The organism is Herbaspirillum sp. Her3 (genome assembly GCF_057961275.1).
The window spans coordinates 4,067,046-4,090,593 of record NZ_CM176328.1 but is presented as its reverse complement, the minus strand read 5'-3'; the positions used below and the strand labels follow the sequence as shown (position 1 = coordinate 4,090,593).

The 23,548-nt window shown below is 64.8% G+C and carries 21 protein-coding genes; 2 read left to right on the top strand and 19 right to left on the bottom strand.

The window, feature by feature from the left end; genetic code table 11:
* Window positions 1–85 precede the first annotated feature (85 nt).
* The 19 genes from ACVC5H_RS18715 to ACVC5H_RS18625 form a co-directional block, all read right to left on the bottom strand.
* Window positions 86–1,177 carry a M48 family metallopeptidase gene (locus ACVC5H_RS18715; RefSeq protein WP_489619275.1) on the bottom strand — a complete coding sequence of 364 codons (1,092 nt, stop codon included), beginning with the start codon at window positions 1,175–1,177 and terminating at the stop codon, window positions 86–88.
* 11 nt (window positions 1,178–1,188) lie between these two features.
* Window positions 1,189–1,638: a dUTP diphosphatase gene (dut, locus tag ACVC5H_RS18710; RefSeq protein ID WP_034330145.1), complete on the bottom strand. Its 450-nt coding sequence runs from the start codon at window positions 1,636–1,638 to the stop codon at window positions 1,189–1,191.
* An 80-nt stretch (window positions 1,639–1,718) separates the two neighbouring features.
* Window positions 1,719–2,915 carry a bifunctional phosphopantothenoylcysteine decarboxylase/phosphopantothenate--cysteine ligase CoaBC gene (gene coaBC / locus ACVC5H_RS18705; RefSeq protein WP_489619274.1) on the bottom strand — a complete coding sequence of 399 codons (1,197 nt, stop codon included), beginning with the start codon at window positions 2,913–2,915 and terminating at the stop codon, window positions 1,719–1,721.
* 47 nt (window positions 2,916–2,962) lie between these two features.
* Window positions 2,963–3,478 (bottom strand): signal peptidase II, encoded by a 516-nt coding sequence (lspA, locus tag ACVC5H_RS18700; protein ID WP_489619273.1) that lies wholly within the window; start codon window positions 3,476–3,478, stop codon window positions 2,963–2,965.
* A gap of 74 nt (window positions 3,479–3,552) precedes the next feature.
* Complete coding sequence (ileS, locus tag ACVC5H_RS18695; protein ID WP_489619272.1) at window positions 3,553–6,447, bottom strand: isoleucine--tRNA ligase; 2,895 nt, start codon at window positions 6,445–6,447, stop codon at window positions 3,553–3,555.
* A 120-nt stretch (window positions 6,448–6,567) separates the two neighbouring features.
* Window positions 6,568–7,545 (bottom strand): bifunctional riboflavin kinase/FAD synthetase, encoded by a 978-nt coding sequence (locus ACVC5H_RS18690; RefSeq protein ID WP_489619271.1) that lies wholly within the window; start codon window positions 7,543–7,545, stop codon window positions 6,568–6,570.
* A 184-nt stretch (window positions 7,546–7,729) separates the two neighbouring features.
* On the bottom strand, window positions 7,730–8,431 hold the full coding sequence (locus tag ACVC5H_RS18685) for a GntR family transcriptional regulator (RefSeq protein ID WP_489619270.1): 702 nt from the start codon (window positions 8,429–8,431) through the stop codon (window positions 7,730–7,732).
* A 35-nt stretch (window positions 8,432–8,466) separates the two neighbouring features.
* Window positions 8,467–8,844, bottom strand: coding sequence for an oxalurate catabolism protein HpxZ (gene hpxZ, locus ACVC5H_RS18680; RefSeq protein WP_489619269.1), 378 nt, complete (start codon window positions 8,842–8,844; stop codon window positions 8,467–8,469).
* Entirely contained in the window at window positions 8,841–9,524 is a 684-nt protein-coding gene (locus ACVC5H_RS18675) for a cysteine hydrolase family protein (protein ID WP_489619268.1), read from the bottom strand. Before ACVC5H_RS18675 ends, hpxZ begins: the two co-directional genes overlap by 4 nt.
* Complete coding sequence (locus ACVC5H_RS18670) at window positions 9,521–11,089, bottom strand: ABC transporter ATP-binding protein (RefSeq protein WP_489619267.1); 1,569 nt, start codon at window positions 11,087–11,089, stop codon at window positions 9,521–9,523. The genes ACVC5H_RS18675 and ACVC5H_RS18670 overlap by 4 nt, the downstream gene beginning before the upstream one ends.
* A gap of 2 nt (window positions 11,090–11,091) precedes the next feature.
* Window positions 11,092–11,787 carry a biuret amidohydrolase gene (gene biuH / locus ACVC5H_RS18665; RefSeq protein ID WP_489619266.1) on the bottom strand — a complete coding sequence of 232 codons (696 nt, stop codon included), beginning with the start codon at window positions 11,785–11,787 and terminating at the stop codon, window positions 11,092–11,094.
* Between the two features lie 25 nt (window positions 11,788–11,812).
* Entirely contained in the window at window positions 11,813–12,733 is a 921-nt protein-coding gene (locus tag ACVC5H_RS18660; RefSeq protein ID WP_489619265.1) for an ABC transporter permease, read from the bottom strand.
* Window positions 12,726–13,874, bottom strand: coding sequence for an ABC transporter permease (locus tag ACVC5H_RS18655; protein WP_489619264.1), 1,149 nt, complete (start codon window positions 13,872–13,874; stop codon window positions 12,726–12,728). Before ACVC5H_RS18655 ends, ACVC5H_RS18660 begins: the two co-directional genes overlap by 8 nt.
* Before the next feature lie 21 nt (window positions 13,875–13,895).
* Window positions 13,896–14,993: a BMP family ABC transporter substrate-binding protein gene (locus ACVC5H_RS18650; RefSeq protein WP_489619263.1), complete on the bottom strand. Its 1,098-nt coding sequence runs from the start codon at window positions 14,991–14,993 to the stop codon at window positions 13,896–13,898.
* 62 nt (window positions 14,994–15,055) lie between these two features.
* Window positions 15,056–15,913: an ABC transporter ATP-binding protein gene (locus ACVC5H_RS18645; protein ID WP_489619262.1), complete on the bottom strand. Its 858-nt coding sequence runs from the start codon at window positions 15,911–15,913 to the stop codon at window positions 15,056–15,058.
* Window positions 15,910–16,752, bottom strand: a complete 843-nt coding sequence (locus ACVC5H_RS18640; protein ID WP_489619261.1) for an ABC transporter permease — start codon at window positions 16,750–16,752, stop codon at window positions 15,910–15,912. Before ACVC5H_RS18640 ends, ACVC5H_RS18645 begins: the two co-directional genes overlap by 4 nt.
* Before the next feature lie 7 nt (window positions 16,753–16,759).
* Entirely contained in the window at window positions 16,760–17,779 is a 1,020-nt protein-coding gene (locus ACVC5H_RS18635) for an ABC transporter substrate-binding protein (RefSeq protein ID WP_489619260.1), read from the bottom strand.
* A gap of 22 nt (window positions 17,780–17,801) precedes the next feature.
* Complete coding sequence (atzF, locus tag ACVC5H_RS18630; RefSeq protein WP_489619259.1) at window positions 17,802–19,631, bottom strand: allophanate hydrolase; 1,830 nt, start codon at window positions 19,629–19,631, stop codon at window positions 17,802–17,804.
* A 266-nt stretch (window positions 19,632–19,897) separates the two neighbouring features.
* Window positions 19,898–20,623 (bottom strand): 16S rRNA (uracil(1498)-N(3))-methyltransferase, encoded by a 726-nt coding sequence (locus ACVC5H_RS18625; RefSeq protein ID WP_489619258.1) that lies wholly within the window; start codon window positions 20,621–20,623, stop codon window positions 19,898–19,900.
* Window positions 20,624–20,830: 207 nt separating this feature from the next.
* Between ACVC5H_RS18625 and tkt the strand changes: the two genes are divergently transcribed.
* Both tkt and ACVC5H_RS18615 read left to right on the top strand, forming a co-directional pair.
* Window positions 20,831–22,825, top strand: coding sequence for a transketolase (tkt, locus tag ACVC5H_RS18620; RefSeq protein ID WP_489619257.1), 1,995 nt, complete (start codon window positions 20,831–20,833; stop codon window positions 22,823–22,825).
* A gap of 14 nt (window positions 22,826–22,839) precedes the next feature.
* Entirely contained in the window at window positions 22,840–23,367 is a 528-nt protein-coding gene (locus ACVC5H_RS18615; protein WP_489619256.1) for a GNAT family N-acetyltransferase, read from the top strand.
* Window positions 23,368–23,548 lie beyond the last annotated feature (181 nt).

Genomic DNA, 23,548 nt, shown 5'->3' with positions numbered 1-23,548 from the left:
GCGCCTTAGTAAGCGATCAACAAAAACAAAAACGGCGCGGTCTTCACCGCGCCGTCTTCACGTCAATGGCTTCATCTCACCGCATTCACGGCACCAGCGGCTTGCCCGCCTCCTGCTTGGCCTTCACGATCTGCGTCACCTTCTCGATCATCGCCAGGCGATAAGCAGTGGAGGGATGCAGTGCCGTATAGCCATTGGGCACGCTGGCCGGATACTGATCCGCCAGGCGCTTCCAGAAGGCCGGCACGTTGTCGATGTTGTAGCCGGCGCGCGCCAGCAGGTACAGCGAGAGCGTATCGGCAGCTGCATCGAGATCCTGCGGATAGACGCGGATACCGGCCGTGCCGGCCGTGGTGGTCGGGTCCGGATGCGGCAGCAGCAGGTTGTCGATCACTTCGGCGATGGTCGAGACCATGCGCTGGCGGATGGCGTGACCGAGGATGTTGTGCGCCATGTCCTTGGCGATCAGGTAGGCCAGTTCATCGTCGGACTGGGTGAACTTGAGCATGCCCCGGGTAATGAGCACGCGGCGCCCATCGGCATAGGTGTTGACGTTATCGGCATTGCCCAGCTCGATGCTGAAGGCGCAGGCGTAGGTCAGCGGGACGTTGACGGTGGAGTTCTGGCCGTTGCGCTGCACGCCCAGCGCAATCGGCGCCTTCTTGATCACCAGCGGGCTCAGCAGCACGGCGGCCTGGCGTTCGGCATCGGTACCTTGCGGCATGGGCTTGCCTGCCACCGACATCAGGATGTCGCCACGCTGGATGCCGGCTTGCTCGGCGCCGCTGCCGGGCAGCACGCCGGTCACCTGCAGGCGATCGTCATAGCCCAGGCTGCGCGCGGTGTCGGCAAATTCGATGGGGAAGGAGTAGCGGTTCTTGGCGGTAAAGCCCAGCAGGTTGCGGGCATTGCCCCGGCACAGCTGGGCGTTGCTGGTCAACAGCGGCGCGGCCACGCGGTAGAGACGGTCTTGCTGGTCGATCAGCTCGCGCAATTGCTGCTGCTGGGGATTGGCCACGACCGGGCGCGGTGCCGGAGGCGCGACCGTCACCGGTTTGGTCGGCGTGGCCGGCACGGGGCCGGGTTCCTGGGTGGCGCAGGCGGCCAGGAAGGCCAGCGGCGCCAGGACTGCGAGGGTTTTCAGCTTCTGCCACGCGGGCAGGGGGGATACGAGCATGCGATTCTCCATCAGTGTTTGCCTGTGCTGCCGAAACCGCCAGCGCCGCGTTCGCTGCTGTCGAATTCATCCACCACATTGAACCCGACCTGCAGTACCGGCACGATCACCAGCTGCGCCAGGCGTTCCATGGGGTTTAGGACAAACTCGGTACTGCCGCGGTTCCACGTAGAAATCATCAACTGGCCCTGGTAATCGGAATCGATCAGCCCCACCAGGTTGCCCAGCACGATACCGTGCTTGTGGCCCATGCCACTGCGCGGCAGGATCACGGCCGCATAATTGGGATCGGCCAGGTGGATCGCCAGGCCGGTCGGGATCAGATGCGTGGAACCCGGCGCCAGGGTCAGCGGCGCATCGATGCAGGCCCGCAGGTCCAGGCCGGCGCTGCCGGGGGTGGCGTAGGCGGGCAGCTGGTCTTTCATGCGGGGGTCGAGGATCTTGATGTCGATGGTCTTCATGGATGCGTAATCGGATACGAAAAAACAAAAGGGTACAACGTGTACAAAAGACACGGCCCGCAGAGGCGGGCCGTGTAGCGTCAGGCCGCCATGCGGCGCGCGATCTCGCGCACCAGCTGGCGGGCCAGGGTCTGCTTGTCCGCGCGGGGCAGGGCCGTATGGCCGTCGGCGTCGAACAGCATGAGGGCATTGTCATCGCGGCCAAAGGTCTGGTGGCCGATATTGCCCACCAGTAGCGGAATGTTCTTCCTGATCCGCTTGGCCGCACCGTATTGCTCCAGGTTTTCCGATTCGGCGGCAAAGCCGACGCAGTACGGACGCTGCGGCAAGGCGGCCACGGCCGCCAGGATGTCGGGGTTCTGCACGAACTCCAGGTGCGGGGTATCGTTTTCGTCCTGTTTCTTCAGTTTCTGCGAACTGGCATTGGCCACGCGCCAGTCAGCGACAGCCGCAACGGCCACGAACAGGTCTTTTTCCTTCACATCGGCCAAAACCGCCTCGTACATCTGCCGGGCCGTCTGCACGTCCACCCGGCGCACGCCATAGGGCGTCTCCAGGGCCGTCGGGCCGGAGACCAGGGTGACTTCGGCACCGGCTTCGCGCGCAGCACGGGCAATCGCATAGCCCATCTTGCCCGAGGAGAGATTGGTGATGCCGCGCACCGGGTCGATGGGTTCGAAGGTCGGGCCGGCCGTGAGCAGCACGCGGCGGCCTGCCAGCAGCTTGGGCTGGAAGGCGGCGATGATGTCTTCCAGCAGTTGCGCCGGCTCCAGCATGCGGCCTTCGCCGACCTCGCCGCAGGCTTGCGCGCCCGCATCCGGGCCCAGCAGCAAGATGCCGTCTTCCTTGATCTGGCGGACGTTGCGCTGGGTCGCCGGGTTCTGCCACATCTCCACGTTCATGGCCGGTGCCACCAGCAGCGGCACGCGTGCCGGACGGGCTACGCACAGGGTCGAGAGCAGATCGTCGCAGGTCCCGTGGGCCAGCTTGGCGATGAAGTCGGTGGAACAGGGCACGATTACCACCGCATCGGCATCGCGGGTGAGGTTGATGTGCGGCATGTTGTTGTCCATGCGCGCATCCCATTGGTCGGTGTAGACCGGATTGCCGGTCAGCGCCTGCATGGTGACGGCGGTCATGAAGTGCGTGGCCCCTTCGGTCATCACCACGTGCACCGAGGCACCGGCGCGGCCCAGTTCGCGCGCCAGCATGGCGGCCTTGTAGCAGGCCACGCCGCCGGTCAGGCCCAGTACGATTTTCTTGCCAGCCAGATCCATTGTTTGCTCCCGGAATGCGGCGCGCCGCAGGCGTGTTGGATGTTGCCTTACTTCTTCGAGACGCGGCGCAGTTCGTCCACGACGAACAATACCGCACCCAGGCAGATCGCACTATCGGCCAGGTTGAAGGCCGGCCAGTGCCAGTTGCCCACATAGACGTCCAGGAAGTCGATCACGTGGCCATAGACCACGCGGTCCAGCACGTTGCCGATTGCACCGCCCAGGATCAGCGCCAGCGCCCAGCAGAACATGCGCTGGCCGGGATGCTTGCGCAGCAGATGGATGATGAACACCGCTGCGCCGATACCGATCGCAGTGAACAGGTAACGCTGCCAGCCGCCGCTGGCGGCCAGGAAGCTGAAGGCCGCGCCCTTGTTGTAGACCAGCACCAGGTTGAAGAAACCGGTCACCGGCAGCGATTCGCCGTAGTGGAACAGTTTGAGGATGGTGATCTTGGAGAGCTGGTCCAGCAGCAGCACGATGGTGGCGATGCCCAGCCAGGGCAGCAGCCCTTGCGTGGAGGACGAAGAACCGGAAGAAGAGGAGCGCTTTTTGGTTGCCATGGATGTTCTTGTTGGAGTGGGCGCCCCGCTGCCGGAATGGGCAGCGGGGCGCTTGCAAGGCCGTCCCGCCCGGATCAGGCGAACTGACGCTTTTCGCCCTGGCCGAACAGATTGCTGTAGCAGCGGCCGCACAGGCCGGGATGCTCGGCATGAGACCCGACGTCGGCGCGATAGTGCCAGCAGCGTTCACATTTCTGATGCGCCGAGGGCGTGACCACCACCGTTTCCTCTTCCACCGTGGCCACCGGGGTGACGCGGGCCGCCGAGGTGATGAGGACGAACTTCAGGTCATCCCCCAGGCTCTCCAGCAGGGCCGCCTTCTCGCCCGACACCTTCAGTTCCACCTCGGCCTGCAGGGACGAACCGATACTGCCGGCGATACGCACTTCTTCCAGCTGCTTGGTCACGGCTGCGCGCACTTCATGCAGCACCGCGAACTTGGACAGCAGGGCATCGGCATCGGCCACTTCGGGCAGGGTGTAATAGACCTGCGAGAAGATGGTTTCGCCGCTGGCCTCGAAGGCTTCCTTGCTGGCGAAGTAGCGCCAGGCTTCTTCGGCGGTGAAGGAGAGAATCGGTGCCATCAGGCGCAGCAGCGATTGCGTGATGTGCCACACGGCGGTCTGGGCCGAGCGGCGTGCAGCCGACTCCACGCCGCTGGTGTAGAGGCGGTCCTTGAGGATGTCCAGGTAGAAGCCGCCCAGGTCTTCCGAGCAGTACATCTGCAGCTTGGCCACCACCGGGTGGAATTCGTAGGTCTCGAAGTGCGCCAGCACCTCCGCTTGCAGGCGTGCCATGTTGGCGATGGCATAGCGGTCGATTTCCAGCATCTCCGCCACCGGCACGGCGTGCTGCGCCGGATCGAAGTCGGAAGTGTTGGCCAGCAGGAAGCGCAGGGTGTTGCGGATGCGGCGGTAGGCTTCCACCACGCGTTTCAAGATTTCATCCGAGATCGACAACTCGCCCGAGTAATCAGTCGAGGCCACCCACAGCCGCAGGATTTCCGCGCCCAGCGAGTCCGAGACCTTCTGCGGGGCCACCACGTTGCCCTTGGACTTGGACATCTTCTTGCCCTCGCCATCGACCACGAAGCCGTGCGTGAGCAGGGCCTTGTAGGGCGCGCGGCCATTGAGCATCGAGGAAGTCAAGAGCGACGAGTGGAACCAGCCACGATGCTGGTCCGAACCTTCCAGGTAGAGGTCAGCCGGGAACTGCGACTGCTGTGCGTGCGAGCCGCGCAGCACGGTCTGGTGGGTGGTGCCGGAATCGAACCAGACGTCCAGCGTGTCGCGGTTCTTGACGTAGTGCTCGGCGTCTTCGCCCAGCAATTCCTTGGGGTCCAGTGCCTGCCAGGCTTCGATGCCGCTCTTCTCGATGCGCTGGGCGACCTGTTCGATCAGCTCCGGCGTGCGCGGGTGCAATTCACCCGTTTCCTTGTGCACGAAGAAGGCCATCGGCACGCCCCACTGGCGCTGGCGCGAGAGGGTCCAGTCCGGACGGTTGGCGATCATGCCGTGCAGGCGCGCCTTGCCCCAGCCGGGGAAGAAGGCGGTGTCCTCGATGCCTTGCAGCGCGGTCTGGCGCAGGCTGGGACCGCCATCCTTGGGGGTGTTGTCCATGCTGGCGAACCACTGCGAGGTGGCGCGATAGATGATGGGGCTCTTGTGGCGCCAGCAGTGCATGTAGCTGTGGCTGAACATGACCAGCTTGAACAGCGAACCCACTTCATCGAGCTTGTCGCAGACGGGCTTGGAGGCTTCCCAGATGGTGAGCCCCGCAAACAGCGGCAGCCAGGAGGCATAGCGGCCGTCGCCCATGACCGGGTTGAGGATATCGTCATCCTTCATTCCATGCGCCTTGCAGGAGATGAAGTCTTCGATACCGTAGGCCGGCGAGGAGTGCACGATGCCGGTGCCGCTGTCGGCCGTCACGTACTCGCCCAGATAGACCGGCGAGAGACGGTCATAACCGGCATCGGCCTTGGCCAGCGGGTGGTGGAAGCGGATCAGCGAGAGCTTCTCGCCGGTGGTGGTGGCGATGATCTTGCCTTCCAGGCCGAAGCGTTCCAGGCAGGAGGCCACCAGGTCCTTGGCCAGGATCAGCAGGGTGGCTTCGCCATTGCGGGTGGTCTCGACCAGCGCGTATTCGAATTCCGGATGCACGTTCAGCGCCTGGTTGGCCGGGATGGTCCAGGGCGTGGTGGTCCAGATGACGATGTAGCCGTTGCGGGTCGGCAGCTCGGTCAGGCCGAAGGCGGTGGCTACCTTGTCGTGTTCGGCGAACGGGAAACCGACGTCGATGGCCGGGTCGCGCTTGTCCTGGTATTCCACCTCGGCTTCGGCCAGGGCGGAGCCGCAGTCGAAGCACCAGTTCACGGGCTTGAGGCCGCGATAGACGTAACCCTTCTCCAGGATCTTGCCGAGGGCGCGCAGCTCGTCGGCTTCGTTGGAGAAGTTCATGGTCTTGTAGGGGTTGTCCCACTCGCCCAGCACGCCCAGGCGGATGAAGTCGGCCTTCTGGCGCTCGATCTGTTCGCCCGCATAGGTACGTGCCTTGGCCTGCACCTCGGCCACCGGCAGGTTCTTGCCGAACTGTTTTTCGATCTGGATCTCGATGGGCATGCCGTGGCAATCCCAGCCCGGCACGTATTGCGCGTCGAAGCCGGCCATGTTGCGGGCCTTGACGATGGTGTCCTTCAGGATCTTGTTGACGGCGTGGCCGATGTGGATGTCGCCGTTGGCATACGGCGGGCCGTCATGCAGGATGAACTTGGGCCGGCCGGCCGAGGCCTTGCGGATGCGCTGGTAGACCTTCTTTTCCTGCCACTCCTTGACCCATTGCGGCTCGCGCTTGGCGAGGTCGCCGCGCATGGGAAACGCCGTCTCGGTCATGTTGACCGGGTACTTGGAGGGCGCCTTGCCGGCTTTTTCCGGTTTGCCGGGTTTGGCGGAGGATTCGTTGTTGGACATGACAGGACTTTCGTTGAATGCGGGTTGATTCAGGAGCCGCGCGGCAAGATGCACGCTGGCGAAATGCAGGATGGGGCGGCTGGACGGCTGCGGGAGCGGGCTCCGGCAACCGCCCAGCGTTCAAATTCGGTCGGTGGCCGAGACGGCGAAGCCGGCGTTTTCGCGGAACCAGGCGCGGGCGTGGTCGACGTCGCGGGCGATGGCCGTGGTCAGCGTGGGCAGGTCCACGTACTTTTCTTCATCGCGCAGCTTCTTGAGGAATTCCACCCGCACCAGCTTGCCGTAGCAATCACCCTGGAAATCCAGCAGATGGGTTTCCAGCAACACCCGGCCGCTGTTGTCCACCGTCGGGCGCACGCCCAGGCTGGCCACGGCCGGCAAGGGCTGCCCGGCCAGTCCATGCACCTGCACCACGAAGATGCCGGAGAGCGCCGGACGCTTGTGGCCCACGCGCATGTTCAGCGTCGGGAATCCGATGGTGCGGCCCAGCTTCTTGCCGTGCACGACGCGGCCGCTGATGGCGTAGGGATGGCCCAGCAACTGTTGCGACAAGCTGAAGTCTGCGTCGGCCAGCGCCGCGCGCACAGCCGAAGAAGAGATGCGCACACCGGCATTGGTGACCGTGGGCAGGGCGTGCACCTCGAAGCCATACTGCTTGCCGGCCGCGATCAGGGTGTCGAGCGTGCCGGCGCGGCGGGCGCCGAAGCAGAAGTCGTCACCGACCATCAGCCAGCGCACGTGCAGGCCCTGGACCAGGATCTTCTCGATGAAATCCTGCGGGGAGAGGGCCGCGAAATGGCTGCCGAAATGCTCCACCACCACCCGGTCGATGCCGGAGTTGGAGAGTGCTTCGAGCTTGTCACGCAGGTTGGCGATGCGCGCCGGGGCGCGTTCGGGGGTGCCGGCCAGTTGGGCGAAGAACTCGCGCGGATGCGGCTCGAAGGTCATCACCGCCGCGTCCAGCCCCAGCTTGGCGGCGGCCTCGCGCACGCGCGCCAAGAGGGCCTGATGGCCCAGATGCACGCCGTCGAAATTGCCGATGGTCAGCGCGCACGGGGCGCGCGATTCGGCTGTGGGAAGTCCGCGAAATACCTTCATTGAGCCGCTGGAAAGATGCGCTGTTGCAAAAGCCTTCCATTATAAATGGTTTCGGAGGCTTTCCTTGATTTGGTGGCGGCTCGGCGCCGATCAAGCTGCCTGATGCGGCTATCGGCCGCAGTTTTTCATATTTCCGGCAGGAAAAGTTGATAATCTTTCATGTGAAAGATTGTTCCATGCCCCTTCAGCGGGCCAGCGCCGCTTCCGGCACCTGGAGCTGACGCGCCTCGGCCAGCATCCAGATGGTGATCTTCCTGACCTCCAGCTTGCTCTGCGTAATATGGGCGCGCAGCAGGATCTGGGCTTCGGTGGCCTTGCGCTTGGCGATCAGTTGCAGGATCTTGCCGTGTTCCTCGTAGGTGGCGTCAATCCGCTTCTTTTTGAGGAAGTCCAGCCGGCGCACGATGCGGATCTTTTCCGTGACCTCGGTATGCACCCGCGTCATCTCGACGTTGCCGGCTGCAGCTACCAGGTTGGTGTGGAAGGCCTCGTCCAGGGCGGCCACCTTGACCGCATCGGTATGGCGCGCCTCGGGCTCGGCCAGCCAGATGGCGTTCAACTGCTCCAGTTCGGCGGTCGGTTCATGCTGGCTGCAGAGTTTGTCCAGCGCGGCCATTTCCAGCACGATGCGCAGGTCGTAGAGATTGTCGAGCCGGTCGAAGTCGATCGGGCAGACCTTCCAGCCGCGCCGGAAGCCCACTTCCAGGTAGCCCTCGCGCTGCAGGCGGAACAGGGCATCGCGCAAGGGCGTGCGCGAAACACCCTGGCGTTGGGCCATCTCGGTCTCGGTGAAATTGTCGCCTGGCAGCAGGCGGAAGCTGAAGATGTCGTCCTTGATCCGGTGGTAGACCTGTTCGGCGAGCGGGTTGGCGACGGTGGCGGTCATGGTGCGGGCATTCGTGTTCGAGGGGGGCGGCGGACTCATGCCATCAGGCTGACATGGGCGGCGACGATGCGCCAGCCTTCGTCCATGCGCACCCAGGTCTGCATCTGGCGGCCGATACGATCAGACGTATGGTCGGTGAATTCGGTGGAGACCGTAGCATAGTCGCTGCCGAAGGTGGTGACAACGGTACGATGCAGCTTGCGCGAGGCCGGCACCGGCGTGCAGGTCTTGCGGTACTGGCGGATCGCCTCGCCGCCCAGCAGCACTTCGCCCACGCCGTAGCGTACGGTCTCGGGCGCATACCAGAACCAGCGGTCCAGCGCGGGGATGTCATTGATGAGCAGGGCATATTCGTAATCGGCAAAGGCTTGTTCGACCTCGGCCACGATGTGGGGCAGGTTTACGTGCATCATGGGTTTTCTCCGGCGCAGGCGGCCATGGCGCTCTGCAATTGCGCCAGCGGCGCACGCCAGCCGACGATGCCGCCCTGGGCGGTCAGCATCTCCAGCGTGGTGCGATGGAATTGCGGAAAATAGCTGGCGCAGGCATCTTCCACCACCAGGCACTCATAGCCACGGTCATTGGCTTCGCGCATCGAGGTCTGCACGCAGACTTCGGTGGTGACGCCAGCGATCAGCAGATGCGTGATGCCGCGCTCCTGCAATTGCGCGTGCAGGTCGGTGGCGTAGAAGGCGCCCTTGCCGGGTTTGTCGATGACGATCTCACCTTCGGTGGGCGCCAGCTGCGGCAGGATCTGGTTGCCCGGTTCGCCGCGCACCAGGATGCGGCCCATCGGACCGACATCGCCAATGCCCAGCGTCGGATTGCCGCGCAGGCGCTTGGCGCGCGGGCAGTCGGAGAGGTCCGGCAGGTGCGATTCACGGGTATGCACCACCAGCATCTGATGTTCGCGTGCCACTGCCAGCAGTGCGGCCACGGTCGGCACGATGGCGCCCAGGGGCCGCACGTCATTGCCCAGCGCACTGCCGAACCCGCCTTCTTCCACGAAGTCGCGCTGCATGTCGATGACCACCAGCGCCGTGCTGCGTGGGTGGAACTGATAGGGATAGGGGAATGCGTCGATACGGATCATGCGGCCTCGGCGTGAGCAGGTTGATCGGGATGTCCGGCCATCCAGCGGCCCAGGGCGGCGCGGTCGGCCCCTTGCGTGGCCACGTCCTGCGCCACGTGGACGATGCGGCCTTCGGTCATCACCAGGATGCGGTCGGACAGTTCCAGCAGTTCATCCAGGTCTTCGCTCACCAGCAGCACGGCCGCACCACGTGCGCGGGCTTGCAGCAGGCGGGCGTGGATGTCGGCCACTGAGGCGAAGTCCAGCCCGAAGACCGGATTGGCGACGATGAGCACGTTGGCTGCACCGTCCTGGCCTTCCTCGCCCAGTTCGCGCGCCAGCACGGCGCGCTGCACGTTGCCGCCGGAGAGCGTGCCGATGGGACGTTCCGGCACGGGCGGCTTGACGTTGAAGGCGGCGATCAGCGCCTGCGCCTGACGTTTCATGGCGCTGCGGTCGACCCGCCAGCCGCCGCGCTTGAAGGGGGCGACGTCGAAATGGCGCAAGGCCATGTTCTCGGCCACGCTCATGCCGGCGATGCAGGCATTGCGCAGTGGTTCTTCGGGCAGTGCGAAGACACGCAGGCGGCGCATCTCCTCGCGCGTGGCGGCATAGGGGGCGCCTTCCACGCGGATCTCTCCCAGCAAATGGCGGCGCTGGCCCAGCAGGGCTTCCACCAGTTCCTTCTGACCATTGCCGGAGATGCCGGCCAGGCCCACGATTTCACCCCGCTTCACTTGCAGCGACAGTGCCCGCACGGCGGCCACGCCGCGATCATTGTTGACGGTCAGGTCCTTCACTTCCAGCCCGACGCGCGCCTCCACAGGCACTGCGGCGCGCGCCACCTGGGTCTTTTCTGCGCGGGCGTGGCCCATCATCCAGTGCGCCAGTTCATCCGGCGTGGTGTCGGCCACCAGCGCACTGCCGACCAGCCGCCCCTTGCGCAGCACGGTCACGTCGTCGGCATAGGCGGTCACTTCGTGGAACTTGTGCGTGATCATCAGCACCGTCAGTTCCTGCTGGCGCGTGAGCGCATGCATCAGGCCCAGCACCTCATCGGCTTCTTGCGGTGTGAGCACGGAGGTCGGTTCGTCGAGGATCAGGAAACGGCGGCGCAGATAAAGCTGCTTCAAGATTTCCAGCTTCTGCTTTTCGCCGGCGGAGAGACTGCTCACCGTCCGCTCCGTGGCCAGCTTGAAGGGCATGCGCGCTATGAATTCTTCCAGCGCTGCTCGCTCGCTGCCCCAGCGGATGCGCCAGGGCAGGTCGCCGCGCGCCAGCAGCAGGTTCTCGGCCACGGTGAGGCTGGGGGCCAGCGTGAAGTGCTGGTAGACCATGCCGATGCCGAGCTGGTTGGGTACGCGCGCACTGCGGATCTCCACCTCGCGGCGGTCGGCCATGATGCTGCCCTGGTCCAGCGGGCTATAGCCGACCAGGCCCTTGACCAGCGTACTCTTGCCCGCGCCGTTCTCGCCCAGCAGTGCGTGGATGGTACCGGCGCGGATCTTCAGCGACACGTCATCGAGCGCACGAAAGCTGCCGAAGGACTTGCCGGCATTGAGGATTTCCAGCTCGAGCGCATGCATGGTCAGGCCCCGATCACGTCGATCAGCGCGGCCGAATCCGAGACCGCGCCAAAGACGCCGCCCTGCATCTTGATCATCGACAGCGCCGCCAGATGGTTGCTGTAGTCGGTCGCACCACAGCAGTCCGAGAGCATCACGCATTCAAAGCCGCGGTCATTGGCTTCACGCATGGTGGTGTGGACGCAGACGTCGGTGGTGATGCCGGTCAGCACGATGTTGCGGATGCCGCGCGTGTGCAAAATCATTTCCAGGTCGGTAGCGCAAAAGGAGCCCTTGCCGGGTTTGTCGATGATGATCTCACCCTCGACGGGCGCCAGTTCCGGAATGATTTCCCAGCCCGGTTCGCCGCGCACCAGGATGCGTCCGCACGGACCGGCATCCCCGATGCCCACGCCATTGGTGCCGATCTGGCGCGAGCGCCAGCGCTTGTTGGCAGGCAGGTCGGAGAGATCGGGGCGATGGCCTTCGCGGGTATGGATGATGGTGTAGCCCCCGGCGCGCATGGCGGCCAGCACTTTCTTGATCGGTTCGATGGGCGCGCGCGTGAGCGAGAGGTCGTAGCCCATCTTGTCCACGTAGCCGCCGATGCCGCAGAAGTCGGTCTGCATGTCGATGACGACGAGCGCGGTATTGGCCGGGGTCAGGGCGCCGTCATAGGGCCAGGGATAGGGATCGGCCTGGATGAAGCGTTCGGACATGGTTTCTCCTTGGGGACGAAGTGGTTTATCGGGTCAGGCTCAGTTCGCCCGGCGCGCTGGAGAGCGTGCGGTCAGGGCGGCAGGTCAGGATCATGATGAACAGCGTCAGTGCATACGGCGCAGCATTGAAGAGGTAGTAGCCGGAAGTCACACCTACCGCCTGCAGGGCCGGGCCGAGCGCCCCGGCCGCACCGAACAGCAGCGCCGCCAGCAGGCAGCGCCACGGCTGCCAGCGCGCGAAGATCACCAGGGCCACGGCCATCAGGCCCTGGCCGCTGGAGAGTCCTTCGTTCCAGCTACCCGGGTAGTAGAGCGACAGGTAGGCACCGCCGATGGCCGCCAGGAAACCGCCCGCAGCGGTGGCCGCGATGCGCGTGGCGGTGATGCGATAACCGAGCGCACGCGCCGTTTCGGCATGATCGCCCACCAGTCGCAAGACCAGCCCCCAGCGCGTGGTGGACAGGCCCCATTGCAGCACCAGCGCCAGTACCACGCCGACAAAGAACAAGGCATTGATTTGCAGCGCATGGTGCAGGCGGTCATTGCTGCTCCAGGCGCCCAGGTCTATCGAGGGCAGCATCGGCGCCTGCGGCTGGATGAAGGGTTTGCCGAGGAAGAAGGCCAGTCCCGTACCCAGCAGCATCAGGGCGATGCCGAAGGCGATGTCGTTGACGCGCGGCAGCGAACACACCACGCCGTGCAGCACGCCCAGCAAGAGGCCCGCGCAGCCGGCCGCGAGCACGCCCAGCCAGGCCGAGCCGGTATAGAAGGAGGCCGCGTAGCCCGTCATGGCGCCGCAGACCAGGATGCCTTCCAGCCCCAGGTTCACGCGGCCGCCTTTTTCGGTCAGGCACTCGCCCAGGCTGACGAAGAGAAAGGGCGTACCGACCCGGATCGCACCGGCAAAGAGTGCCAGCAGCAGGGTGGTCAGATCGATGTCATGCATGGCCGGCCTCCTTGGCGGGAATGGCTTGCGCCTGGGTCTGCCAGCGCAGTTTCAATGCCGCCAGGCGGCCGGTGATGGCTTCCCAGGCCAGCAGGTTGCAGAACAGCAGGCCCTGCAGCACCAGGGTGGTGGCGTCGGGCAGGTCCAGTCGCCGTTGCAGCAGGCTGCCGCTGGCTTCCACGCCGCCGATGACGATGGCGCAGACGATGATGGCCAGCGGATTCTGGCGCGCCGCAAAGGCCACCAGGATGCCCGAGAATCCATACCCCGCCAGCAAGGCACTGGTGGCGCTACCTTGCACGGCGCTGACTTCGAACATGCCCGCCAGTCCGGCCGCAGCACCTCCCAGCGCGCAGGCGGTGAGGATGAGGCGATTGACCGGCAAGCCGACCAGCCGCGCGGTGCGGATATTGCCACCCACCACGCCCATGGCGAAACCGGCCACGCTGTGGCGCAGGAAGACCCACGCCGCCACGCAGGCCACGGCCCCCCATACCAGTCCCCAATGCACTTCCATGCCTGGCAGCGAACCGACCAGGTAGGCATCGGGCAACGGCAAGGTAGAGGGTTTGTTGAGGCTGGCCGGATCACGCAGCGGGCCTTCCACCAGATGCTTGAAGACCGCCACGGCCAGGTAGGAAAGCAGCAGGCTGGAGATGGTCTCGTTGACCCCGCGCCACTGGCGCAGGCCCCCGCACAGCGCGATCCACAGGCCACCGGCCAGCATCGCGGCCAAGGCCATGACCACCAGCATCACCAGTGAAGGCAGGACCGGCAGCAACTGCGGCATCACCGCTGCTGCCAGCCCGCCCAGCGCCAGTGCGCCTTCCCCGCCGATGACGATCAGCCCCACCCGCGCCGGCAGGGCCACGCAGAGTGCCGTCAACAGCAGCGGCGCGGCGCGCTGCAAGGTGTTCTGCCAGGCGAACAGCGTGCCGAACGCCCCCTGGAAGATCAGCAGGCAAGCCTCACCCGCCGGCTTGCCCTGCACCAGCAGGAACAGCACGAACAAGAGCAGCGTGCCCGCCAGTGCGCACAGCGTGGGCAAGGCCGGTGCGGCGCCATTGAGCAGGGCCGCACGCGCGCGCAGCAAGGGAGGGCTGGCGGCAGCGGCCACGCCGGGAGCGGGGAGGGAAGTCATGAGGCCATCCTGCAGCGTGGGTCAGACCTGGCCGACCACGCCGGCCACCAGGTAATTCATCTTCTCCAGCACCACGTCGGTCTGGACCTGTGTGGTACCGGCCGGGATCACGGTATTGCCCTTGTTGTCCTTGATCGGGCCCTTGAAGATCTGGAACTTGCCGGCCAGCATCTGCGCCTTGATCTCGTCGGCCTTCTTTTTGGCCGGTGCGCTGACGGCTGCGCCATAGGGTGACATCTTGACGAAATCATCCTTCAGGCCACCGCGCAGGAAGTTGATCATCGGCTTGCCTTCCAGCGTGGCCTTGACGATCTCGGTGTAGGGCGTGGCCCAGTTCCACTCGGCGCCGGTCAGATAGCCCTTGGGGGCCAGCGAAGCCTGGCTGGCGTGGTAGCCGGTGGTCATGATGCCGCGCTTCTCGGCGGTCTCGACGATCACCTTGGGGCCATCGACGTGGCAGGTGATGACGTCGCAGCCCTGGTCGATCAGGCTGTTGGCGGCTTCGGCTTCCTTGACCGGCAGCGACCAGTCGCCGGTGAAGATGACGTGGCAGGTGATCGAGGGATCGACCGACTGCGCGCCCAGGGTGAAGGCGTTGATGTTGCGCAGCACCTGCGGGATGGGCTTGGCGGCGATGAAGGCCAGCTTCTTGCTCTTGCTCATGTAGCCGGCGACGACGCCGGAGAGGTATTCGCACTCTTCGATGTAGCCGAAGAAGCTGCCCACGTTCATGGGATGCTTGCCGGCCGTCCACAGGCCGCCACAGTGGGCGATGCGCACCTTGGGATATTTCTCGGCGATCTTGAGCACGTGCGGATCGAAGTAGCCGAAGGAGGTGGGGAAGAGCAGGGTGGCACCATCCTGCTGGATCATGGCTTCCATGGTCTTTTGTACGGCCACGGTTTCGGGCACTTTTTCTTCCTCGATCACCTTCACCCCCGGCATCTTCTTGATGATGGCCGCCGCCTGTGCATGCGACTGGTTGTAGCCGAAATCATCGCGCGCACCGACGTAGATGAAGCCCACGGTCAAGGGCCCTGCGGCCAGCAGTTCCAGCGGGAAGGCAGCGCCCAGGGCGGCGGCTCCGGACAGTTTCAGAAAATCGCGGCGGTTTTTCATGTTGTTGCGCTCCAATGAGAACGTGGGTGGTGGGATAGATCAGATCACTGATTCGTTACGGTTCAGGACAGCGCCAGCGACCCCGGCGCCTGCATGCGCGCCGGTTTGCGTACTTCGCGCTGGAAGATTTCCATGGACAGCTTCTTGGCCGCGATGAAGCCCGCCTGCGACAGCGTTTCCACCGTGCGCGGCCGCGGATCCTGGTAATGCAAGATGTCTGCCACCGCCGTCGGGCGTTTGGTCAGCAGCAGGATCTGGTCAGCCAGATAGACCGCCTCTTCCAGATCGTGCGACACCAGCACCATCGTGGTGCCGGTCTGCAGGAAGACCTGTTGCAGCTTTTCGCGGATGAAGAGCGTCATCTCGAAGTCCAGCGCCGAGAAGGGTTCATCGAGGAACAGCACCTCTGGTCCCGGCGCCAGGGCGCGCATGATGGAGGCGGTCTGCTGCTGGCCGCCCGAGAGTTCATAGGGATAGCGCATCAGGTCGAACTTGACGTCGAAGGACGCCACCAGTTCATCGACGCGGCGCTTGATCTCGGCCTTGGACTTGCCTTCCAGCTTCAGCGGATAGGCGATGTTGTCGATGGTGCGCAGCCACGGGAACATGGCGTCACGGTAGTTCTGGAAGACGTAGCCGATCTTGGTCTGGGCCAGCGATTTTCCGTCGAACAGGATCTGTCCGGCGTCAATCGGAATGAGGCCCGCGATCATGTTGATCAGCGTGGACTTGCCGCAGCCATTGGGGCCGAAGACCGAGACGATCTGCTGCTTTGGGATGTCCAGGTCGAAGTTTTCGTACAGCGGCCAACCGGCGAAATACTTGGTCAAGCCGCGAATGGTGATGTGTGTGCCTGGTGGCCCGGGAAGGAAGGGCGTTTCCGGGGGCAGGTCCACTCTTGGGCTGATCACGACGCTCATCTTCCGCTCCAGTGCACGATCCGTTTTTCGATGATGATGAAGACCACGTTCAGGGCATAGCCGAGTGCGCCCGCCGACAGGATGGCGGCATACATCTCGCGTACGTTGAGCACCTGCTGGGTGTCGATGATGCGGTGGCCCAGGCCGTTTTCGGAACCGATGAACATCTCGGCGACGATCACGATCACCAGCGCCATCGAGACCGCGCTGCGCAGGCCCACGAAGCTGGCCTGCAGGCTTTCCCAGATCAGCACGTCGCAGAAGATGCGCCAGCGCGATGCACCCATCACCTTCGCCGCCATCACCCGCTGCTTGCGCGCATTGAGCACGCCGTAGGCGCTGTTGAAGAGCACGATCAGGAAGGCGCCGAAGGCAGCGATGGCGACCTTGTTGATGTCGGACACACCGAAGATCAGCAGGAACAGCGGGATCAGTGCCGAAGAAGGTGTCGAGCGGAAGAAGTCGATCAGGAATTCCACGCTGCGGTAGGCGCGCTCGTTGCTCCCCAGTAGCACCCCGATGGGCAGGCCCAGTAAGGCGGCGATGGCAAAGGCTTCCAGCGTGCGCACCACGGTCACGCTGAAATCCAGCAGCAGCGGGCCGCCCGCCAGTCCTTTCAACATGGCCATGAGAGTGGCTTCAGGCGGCGGCAGCAGGATCGCCTTGATCCAGCCGGCGCGCACCACCAGGTCCCACACCACGAACAGCACGATGGGGCCGACGACGGGCAACAGGCGGCCCAGCGCGGGACGCTTGCGAGGCGTAACGGTAGCCGTAGTAGCCGCTGTAGTCGTGGGCTTGGGCGCTACGGATACGACAGGTGCGATGGTCTCGTTCATGATGGCCTCAGCCCTTGTAGATCAGGGTGTCGACCACGATGCGTTGCGAGAACACCCCCTTCTCGACGAACAGGTCATAGAACTTCTGGAAGTAGGCGATATCGCTGGGCTTGAATTCGTTGTAGAGCATGTAGGCCGCCAGCGGTACTTCATTGGTGAGCGAACCTTCGATGGCGGTATAGCCCTTGAGGTAGGTGCGTGCCTCGTCCGGCCTGGTGCGTACCAGCGCGATGCCGCGGGCATAGGCGGCGATGTACTTGCGGGCCAGCTCGGGGTTGTTCTTGATGAACTCGGTGGTCAGCGCGGCGGCGCCGCCGTGCCAGGGTGCCATCGGATCGCCCAGGATGTATCTGGCGATCACGCCCGCTTCCAGCACGCGCGTGCTGTTGTTCATGCGGCCCACGGTGCCGGTGGGTTCCAGCGTGTAGGCCGCATCCACCTGGCCGGCCGCCAGCGAAGCCACGTGCTGACCGATGGGCAGTTCCACCACGGTGGCACCGGTAGCGCCGGCGCGTTCCAGCACGGTCTTGGCCAGGGTCACGTTCTGGATGCCGGGACCGGAGGCGACCTTCTTGCCCTTGAGATCGGCGATCGATTTGACCGGGCTGTCCTTGGGCACCAGGAATTCATCGAGCACGTACTTGGCATTGCTGGGATTGGTGGCAAAGATCTTGAACAGACCGGGCTGCGCAATCTCGCCGATGGCCAGGTTGCCCGCGCCCGTGCCATTGGCCGAACCATCGGCGCGGCCCGAGAGCATGGCTTCCATCACCTGCTGGGCACCGGCAAACTTGATGGCTTGTACCTCCAGCCCGGCCTGCTTGAAATAGCCCGCTTCCACGGCGGCATAGAAGGGCAGGCCTGCTGCCACCGGCCAGTAGCCGATGCGGATGGGAACGCCTTGCGCGCGCAGGATGGCAGGCGCACCAGTGATGGCAGCGGTGGCGGCGACCGCACCGGCCCTGGCCATGAAGCGGCGGCGGGAGGCATCGTGCGCGGCGGATAAGGTGGTCTTCTTCTTCATCATGAGCAGCTCCGTGGTGAGGGTGTCAGTTCAGCGAATTCAGGTAATTGACCCAGCCGCCGTGGTGGGTGATGTCGGTGGCGCCGGCAATGCCGGCCGGCTCGCAGATGAAGCCCTTGACGCTGCTGCCATCGGCCAGCTCCACCGTGCCGATGCCCAGCGGCGCCGGGATGGACGCGACGAAACCGCCGAACTGGCGCAGCGGCATCTCCCAGACTTCCACCGCGATGGCCGCACCCTCGCCGTCGGTGCGCGCCAGACCAGGCTTGGGCGGCGTGGTGCCGGCCAGCGCATACAGGCGGTAGTGCGGCGCGGTGCGGGTGATGGCCACGCGGCGGGCACCGGCTTCCAGCAATTGCCAGTTCAGGGGCTGGCCGGCCAGATGCGCGCCGACCACGCAGACCTTGATGGTGCTTTCGTTGAAGGGCAGCGGTGCGGCGGCAATCGCATCGGCTTGCGCCGGGCCGCCCAGTTGCTGCAGCAGGCGCGCTCCGGCTTCGGCCAGCAGGTGGTCGGCACCGGCCGGGCCGATCAGCGTGACGCCGGCCGGCAGGCCATCGCGGCGCCACACGGCGGGGATGGCCAGGGCCGACATATCCATCAGGTTGACGAAGTTGGTGTAGTGGCCCAGCTGCGCATTGCGCACCACCGGATCGGCCTCGACCTCGGCGATGGTGGGGAAGGTCGTGGTGGTGGGCACCAGCATCAGGTCGCAGCCTTCCAGCAGGTTCTCGGCCTGGCGGCGCAGGTCGGCCAGGCGGTATTGGGCGTTGAAACTGTCGACCGCATCGTAGTCATCGGCTTGCGCAGTGATCTGGCGCACCACCGGATGGATGGCTTCCGGGTTCTCCAGGAAGAAGTCGCCCAGCGCGGCGCGGCGTTCGGCCACCCAGGGCCCCTGGTACAGCATGCGGGCGGCATCGCTGAAGGGTGCGAAGGGAATCTTCGCCAGGCTCACGCCGGGCAGGGCGGCGATCTGCGCCAGGCTGCGTTCCCAGGCTTCCTGCGCGATGCTGTCGCCAAAGAATTCACATTGCTCGGGAATGGCGATGCGATAGCCCCGGCGCTTCACGCCCAGCATGGCGGGACGGCGCGAATAGCCATCCTCGGCATCGAAGCCGGCCGCGCTGTGCAGCACGCGCCAGGCATCGGCCACGTCATGGGCGAAGATGGAGATGCAATCCAGGGTGCGGCAGGCCGGTACCAGGCCGCGTGCGCTGATGAGGCCCTTGGTCGGTTTCAAGCCGACCAGGTGGTTGAAGGCAGCCGGTACACGGCCCGAGCCGGCGGTATCCGTTCCCAGCGAGAACAGGACTTGACCCAGTGCCACGGCCACCGCCGAGCCCGAACTGGAACCCCCGGAGACATATTCCGGCTTGATCGCATTGCGCACCGCCCCATAGGGTGAGCGCACGCCCACCAGCCCGGTGGCGAACTGGTCCAGGTTGGTCTTGCCCACCAGCAGCGCGCCGGCCGCCTGCAGGCGCTGCACCACGGTGGCGCTCTCGCTGGCCAGTCGCCCGAACTCGGGGCAAGCACCGGTGGTGGACATCTCGGCCACGTCGATGTTGTCCTTCACCGCAAAGGGGATGCCGAACAGCGGCATGCTCTCCAGCACCGCCTCGCCCTTGATCTGCAGCATCAGGTCCAGCGCGGCCGCCTGTTGCTTGAGCTGCTTGGCCGGTACCCGGCTGATCCAGACTTCATCGCGCCCGGCGCCGTCGATGCGCGCCAACAGCTCGGCCACGAGCTTGCCGGGCGTGCTGCGGCCTTCGCGGTAGGCTGCCAGGGTGGCGGCAATGGTGGTCGGGGCGGCCTCGGGGGCGGCTTGCTGCAGGGCGTGGGTGGCAGTCATTTTGGATATTCAAACTTGAATACAAGATTGAATATCTTTAAGCAGGAGGCGTGCCAGCTGGTCCGTCAAGCGGCTGAAAAACGGGAAATGGCTTCACCACGCGGGTTTGCGAGGTGAAGTGCCGAAAGGCAAGCTATCCGAGGGGAAATGAAGGGTTTTGTCAGCGAGACAAAATGGTGAGCCGTGCGCCGAACTTGGACGTCAGCAGGAACGGGGATGCACGGGAATCAGGCAGGCCGCAGGAAATCAGGCGGGTGAAGTTTCCTTCAAAGCTCCCCCCACACCGCATTCAAGGCGGCCAGTGCCGCCAGCCCCGCAGTCTCGGTCCGCAGCACCCGGCTGCCCATGGACAGCATCAGCGCACCCTGGGTGCAGGCCAGGTCTTCCTCTTCCTCGCTGAAGCCACCTTCCGGACCGACGATGACCGTCACCGCCTGGGGCGGATGATGGCGCGCCCAGCCCGACAGCGGCTCGCTGCCGCGCGGGGAGAGCAGGATGCGGCGGTGCAGGTCGCTCTGGGTGATCCAGCGTTTGAAGTCGGTCACCTCGCCCAGATGCGGCAGACGGTTGCGGCCACATTGCTCCGCGGCGGCATGCACGATGCCTTGCCAGTGCGCCTGCTTCTTCTCGGCCCGTTCGCCCGACAGGCGCACCACGCAGCGCTGTGCAGCCAGCGGCTGCAGGGCGGTGGCGCCCAGTTCCACGGCCTTCTCGACGATCCAGTCCATCTTCGATCCTTCAGGCAGGGCCTGGGCCAGGGTCAGCGCATAGGGCAGTTCGGCCTCGCGGGGTGAAAATGCCTTCACTTCGGCGTGGGCGCGCTTCTTTTCCATGGCCGTCAGACTGGCGGTGTACTCGCCGCCTTCGCCATTGAAGAGGGTCACGGTATCGCCCGGCTGCAGGCGCAGCACCTGGATGTGATGGGCAATCTGCTCGGGCAGGACCAGGGCCGAACCGATGCCGAGGGGTTGCGGAAAGTAAAAGCGGGGCATGAGGCGGATCCTGGGCGATTGAGATCAAAAAAGCATGAAAAATGTTGTCAGCCGGGTCAGGGACTGGACCCGAATTTTAATCCCCCCGGCGCACTCTGGTAAAATACGGCCCCGCGCTGCACTTGGCCTTCCGGGGCGGCGCTTTGGCTTCAAAACCCGATTGGTGCGCCTGACAGCGCCTCCCGCACAGCAAACTCAGACCTCGACATGATTTCCACTCTCCCCACCGACAAGATGGCCAACGCGATCCGCGCGCTGGCGATGGATGCAGTTCAAAAAGCCAATTCCGGACACCCGGGCATGCCGATGGGGATGGCCGAAATCGCAGTGGCCCTGTGGGCCAAGCACTACCGTCACAACCCGTCCAACCCGCAGTGGGCCAACCGTGACCGCTTCGTGCTCTCCAACGGCCACGGCTCCATGCTGCAGTACGCGCTGCTGCACCTGACCGGCTACGACCTGTCGATGGACGACATCAAGGCCTTCCGCCAGCTGCATTCCAAGACTGCCGGCCACCCCGAAGTGCACGTCACCCCGGGCGTGGAAACCACCACCGGCCCGCTGGGCCAGGGCATCACCAATGCGGTGGGCATGGCACTGGCTGAAAAGCTGCTGGCCGCCGAATTCAACAAGCCCGGCCTGTCCGTGGTCGATCACTATACTTATGCCTTCGTCGGCGACGGTTGCCTGATGGAAGGCATCTCGCACGAAGCCTGCTCGCTGGCGGGCGTGCTGAACCTGTCCAAGCTGATCGTGCTGTATGACGACAACGGCATCTCCATCGACGGCCACGTCGAAGGCTGGTTCAAGGACGACACCCCGAAGCGCTTCGAAGCCTACGGCTGGAACGTCATTCCGGCCGTCGATGGCCACAACGTCGAAGCCGTCAGTGCGGCGATCCACCAGGCCAAGCTGGCCGACAAGCCGACCCTGATCTGCTGCCGCACCGTCATCGGCAAGGGTTCGCCCAACCTGGCCGGCACCGACAAGGTGCACGGCGCTGCCCTGGGCGACAAGGAAATCGCCGCCGTGCGCGAAGCGCTGGGCTGGACTTCCGCGCCCTTCGAGATTCCCGCTGACGTCTACGCCGCCTGGGATGCCAAGGCCACCGGCGCCGACTTCGAAGCCAGCTGGAAGCAGACATTCGACACCTATGCCGCGCAATACCCGGCCGAAGCCGCCGAACTGCTGCGTCGCCTCAAGGGCGAGCTGCCGGCGGTGTTCGCCTCGACCGTGACCGCCTACATCAATTCCACGCTGGAAAAGAAGGAAACCATCGCCACCCGCAAGGCCAGCCAGAACGCCATCCAGGCTTATGCGCAGGCGCTGCCGGAATTCCTGGGCGGATCGGCCGACCTGACCGGCTCGAACCTGACCAACTGGAAGGAATCGGTGGCCGTGCGCGCCGATCAGCGCGGCAACCACATCAACTACGGTGTGCGCGAATTCGGCATGAGCGCCATCATGAACGGTATCGCCCTGCATGGCGGCTATCTGCCCTTCGGCGCGACCTTCCTGACCTTCTCCGACTACAGCCGCAATGCCCTGCGTATGGCTGCGCTGATGAAGATCCGTTCGCTGTTCGTGTTCACCCACGACTCCATCGGCCTGGGCGAAGATGGCCCCACCCACCAGTCGGTGGAACACGTCTCCAGCCTGCGCCTGATCCCCAACCTGGACAACTGGCGTCCGTGCGACACCACCGAAACCGCGGTGGCCTGGGCTGAATCGATCAAGCGTCACGATGGTCCGAGCACCCTGATCTTCTCGCGCCAGAACCTGCCCTTCCAGGAGCGGTCCGACGCCCAGGTTAAGGACATCGCCCGTGGCGGCTACGTGCTGCGCGATGCGGCCAACGCCAAGGTAGTGCTGATCGCTACCGGTTCCGAAATCGAACTGGCCACCAAGGCCGCAGATGCGCTGACCGCCGAAGGCATCGCCGTGCGCGTGGTGTCGATGCCCTCGACCGACGTGTTCGATCGCCAGGATTCGGCCTACAAGGCCTCGGTGTTGCCGCGCGGCATCCCGCGCGTGGCCATCGAAGCCGGCGTGACCGCCTTCTGGCACAAGTACGTGGGCCTGGAAGGCGCCGTGGTCGGTATCGATACCTTCGGCGAATCGGCCCCGGCCGGCGTGCTGTTCAAGCACTTCGGCTTCACCGTCGAGAACGTGGTGGCCAAGGCCAAGGCAGTGCTGGCTTGAGCAGTGTGTCGTCCATGACTGAAGAAGTCCTGTTCCGTCGCGCCAGAAAGGGTGACGCCGCGTCGATCGCGGGAGTGCGCATCGACGCCTGGCGCGCCGCCTATCGCGGCCTGGTACCCGACAGCTATCTCGATCACATCAAGCCCGAGGAAAGCGTCAAGCTGTGGGAGCAGGTGCTGGAAGCGTCCTCGGACGCCGCCTGCACCTTCGTGGCCGAGAGCGGCGGCGAGATCATCGGCTTTGCTTCCGGCATGACGCTGGCCGAGTCGCGCTTCGGCTGCGATGCCGAGCTCACCGCCATCTGCGTGCTGCCCGATGAGCAGCGCAAGGGATTGGGCAAGCGCCTCTTGGCCAACGTCGCCGCCACCCTCATCAGTGCCGGCGCGACTGGCCTGATGGCCTGGGTGTTGAGCAAGAACGAAGGCGCCGGGGAATTTTTCGAGTCACTCGGGGCCGAAAGGCTTTATGAACAAACGTTCACCTGGGATGATGGCAGTGAACTCGACGAGATCGGTTTCGTCTGGCGCAAGCTCCACTCCTGAGCGGGTGAGAGCGGTAAGCCACGGATAGGCAGGATCAGCAGGGCAGGCAGGGACGGCAAGAACAACTGAACAAAAAGGCCGGAAAAGAAGGATTCATGTCCGACCAGCGGCGCCGCAAGGGTGCAAGCTGTCGGGCAGGTCGCTTTCCCGACTACCGGTTTGCATTGATTTTTACTACTTG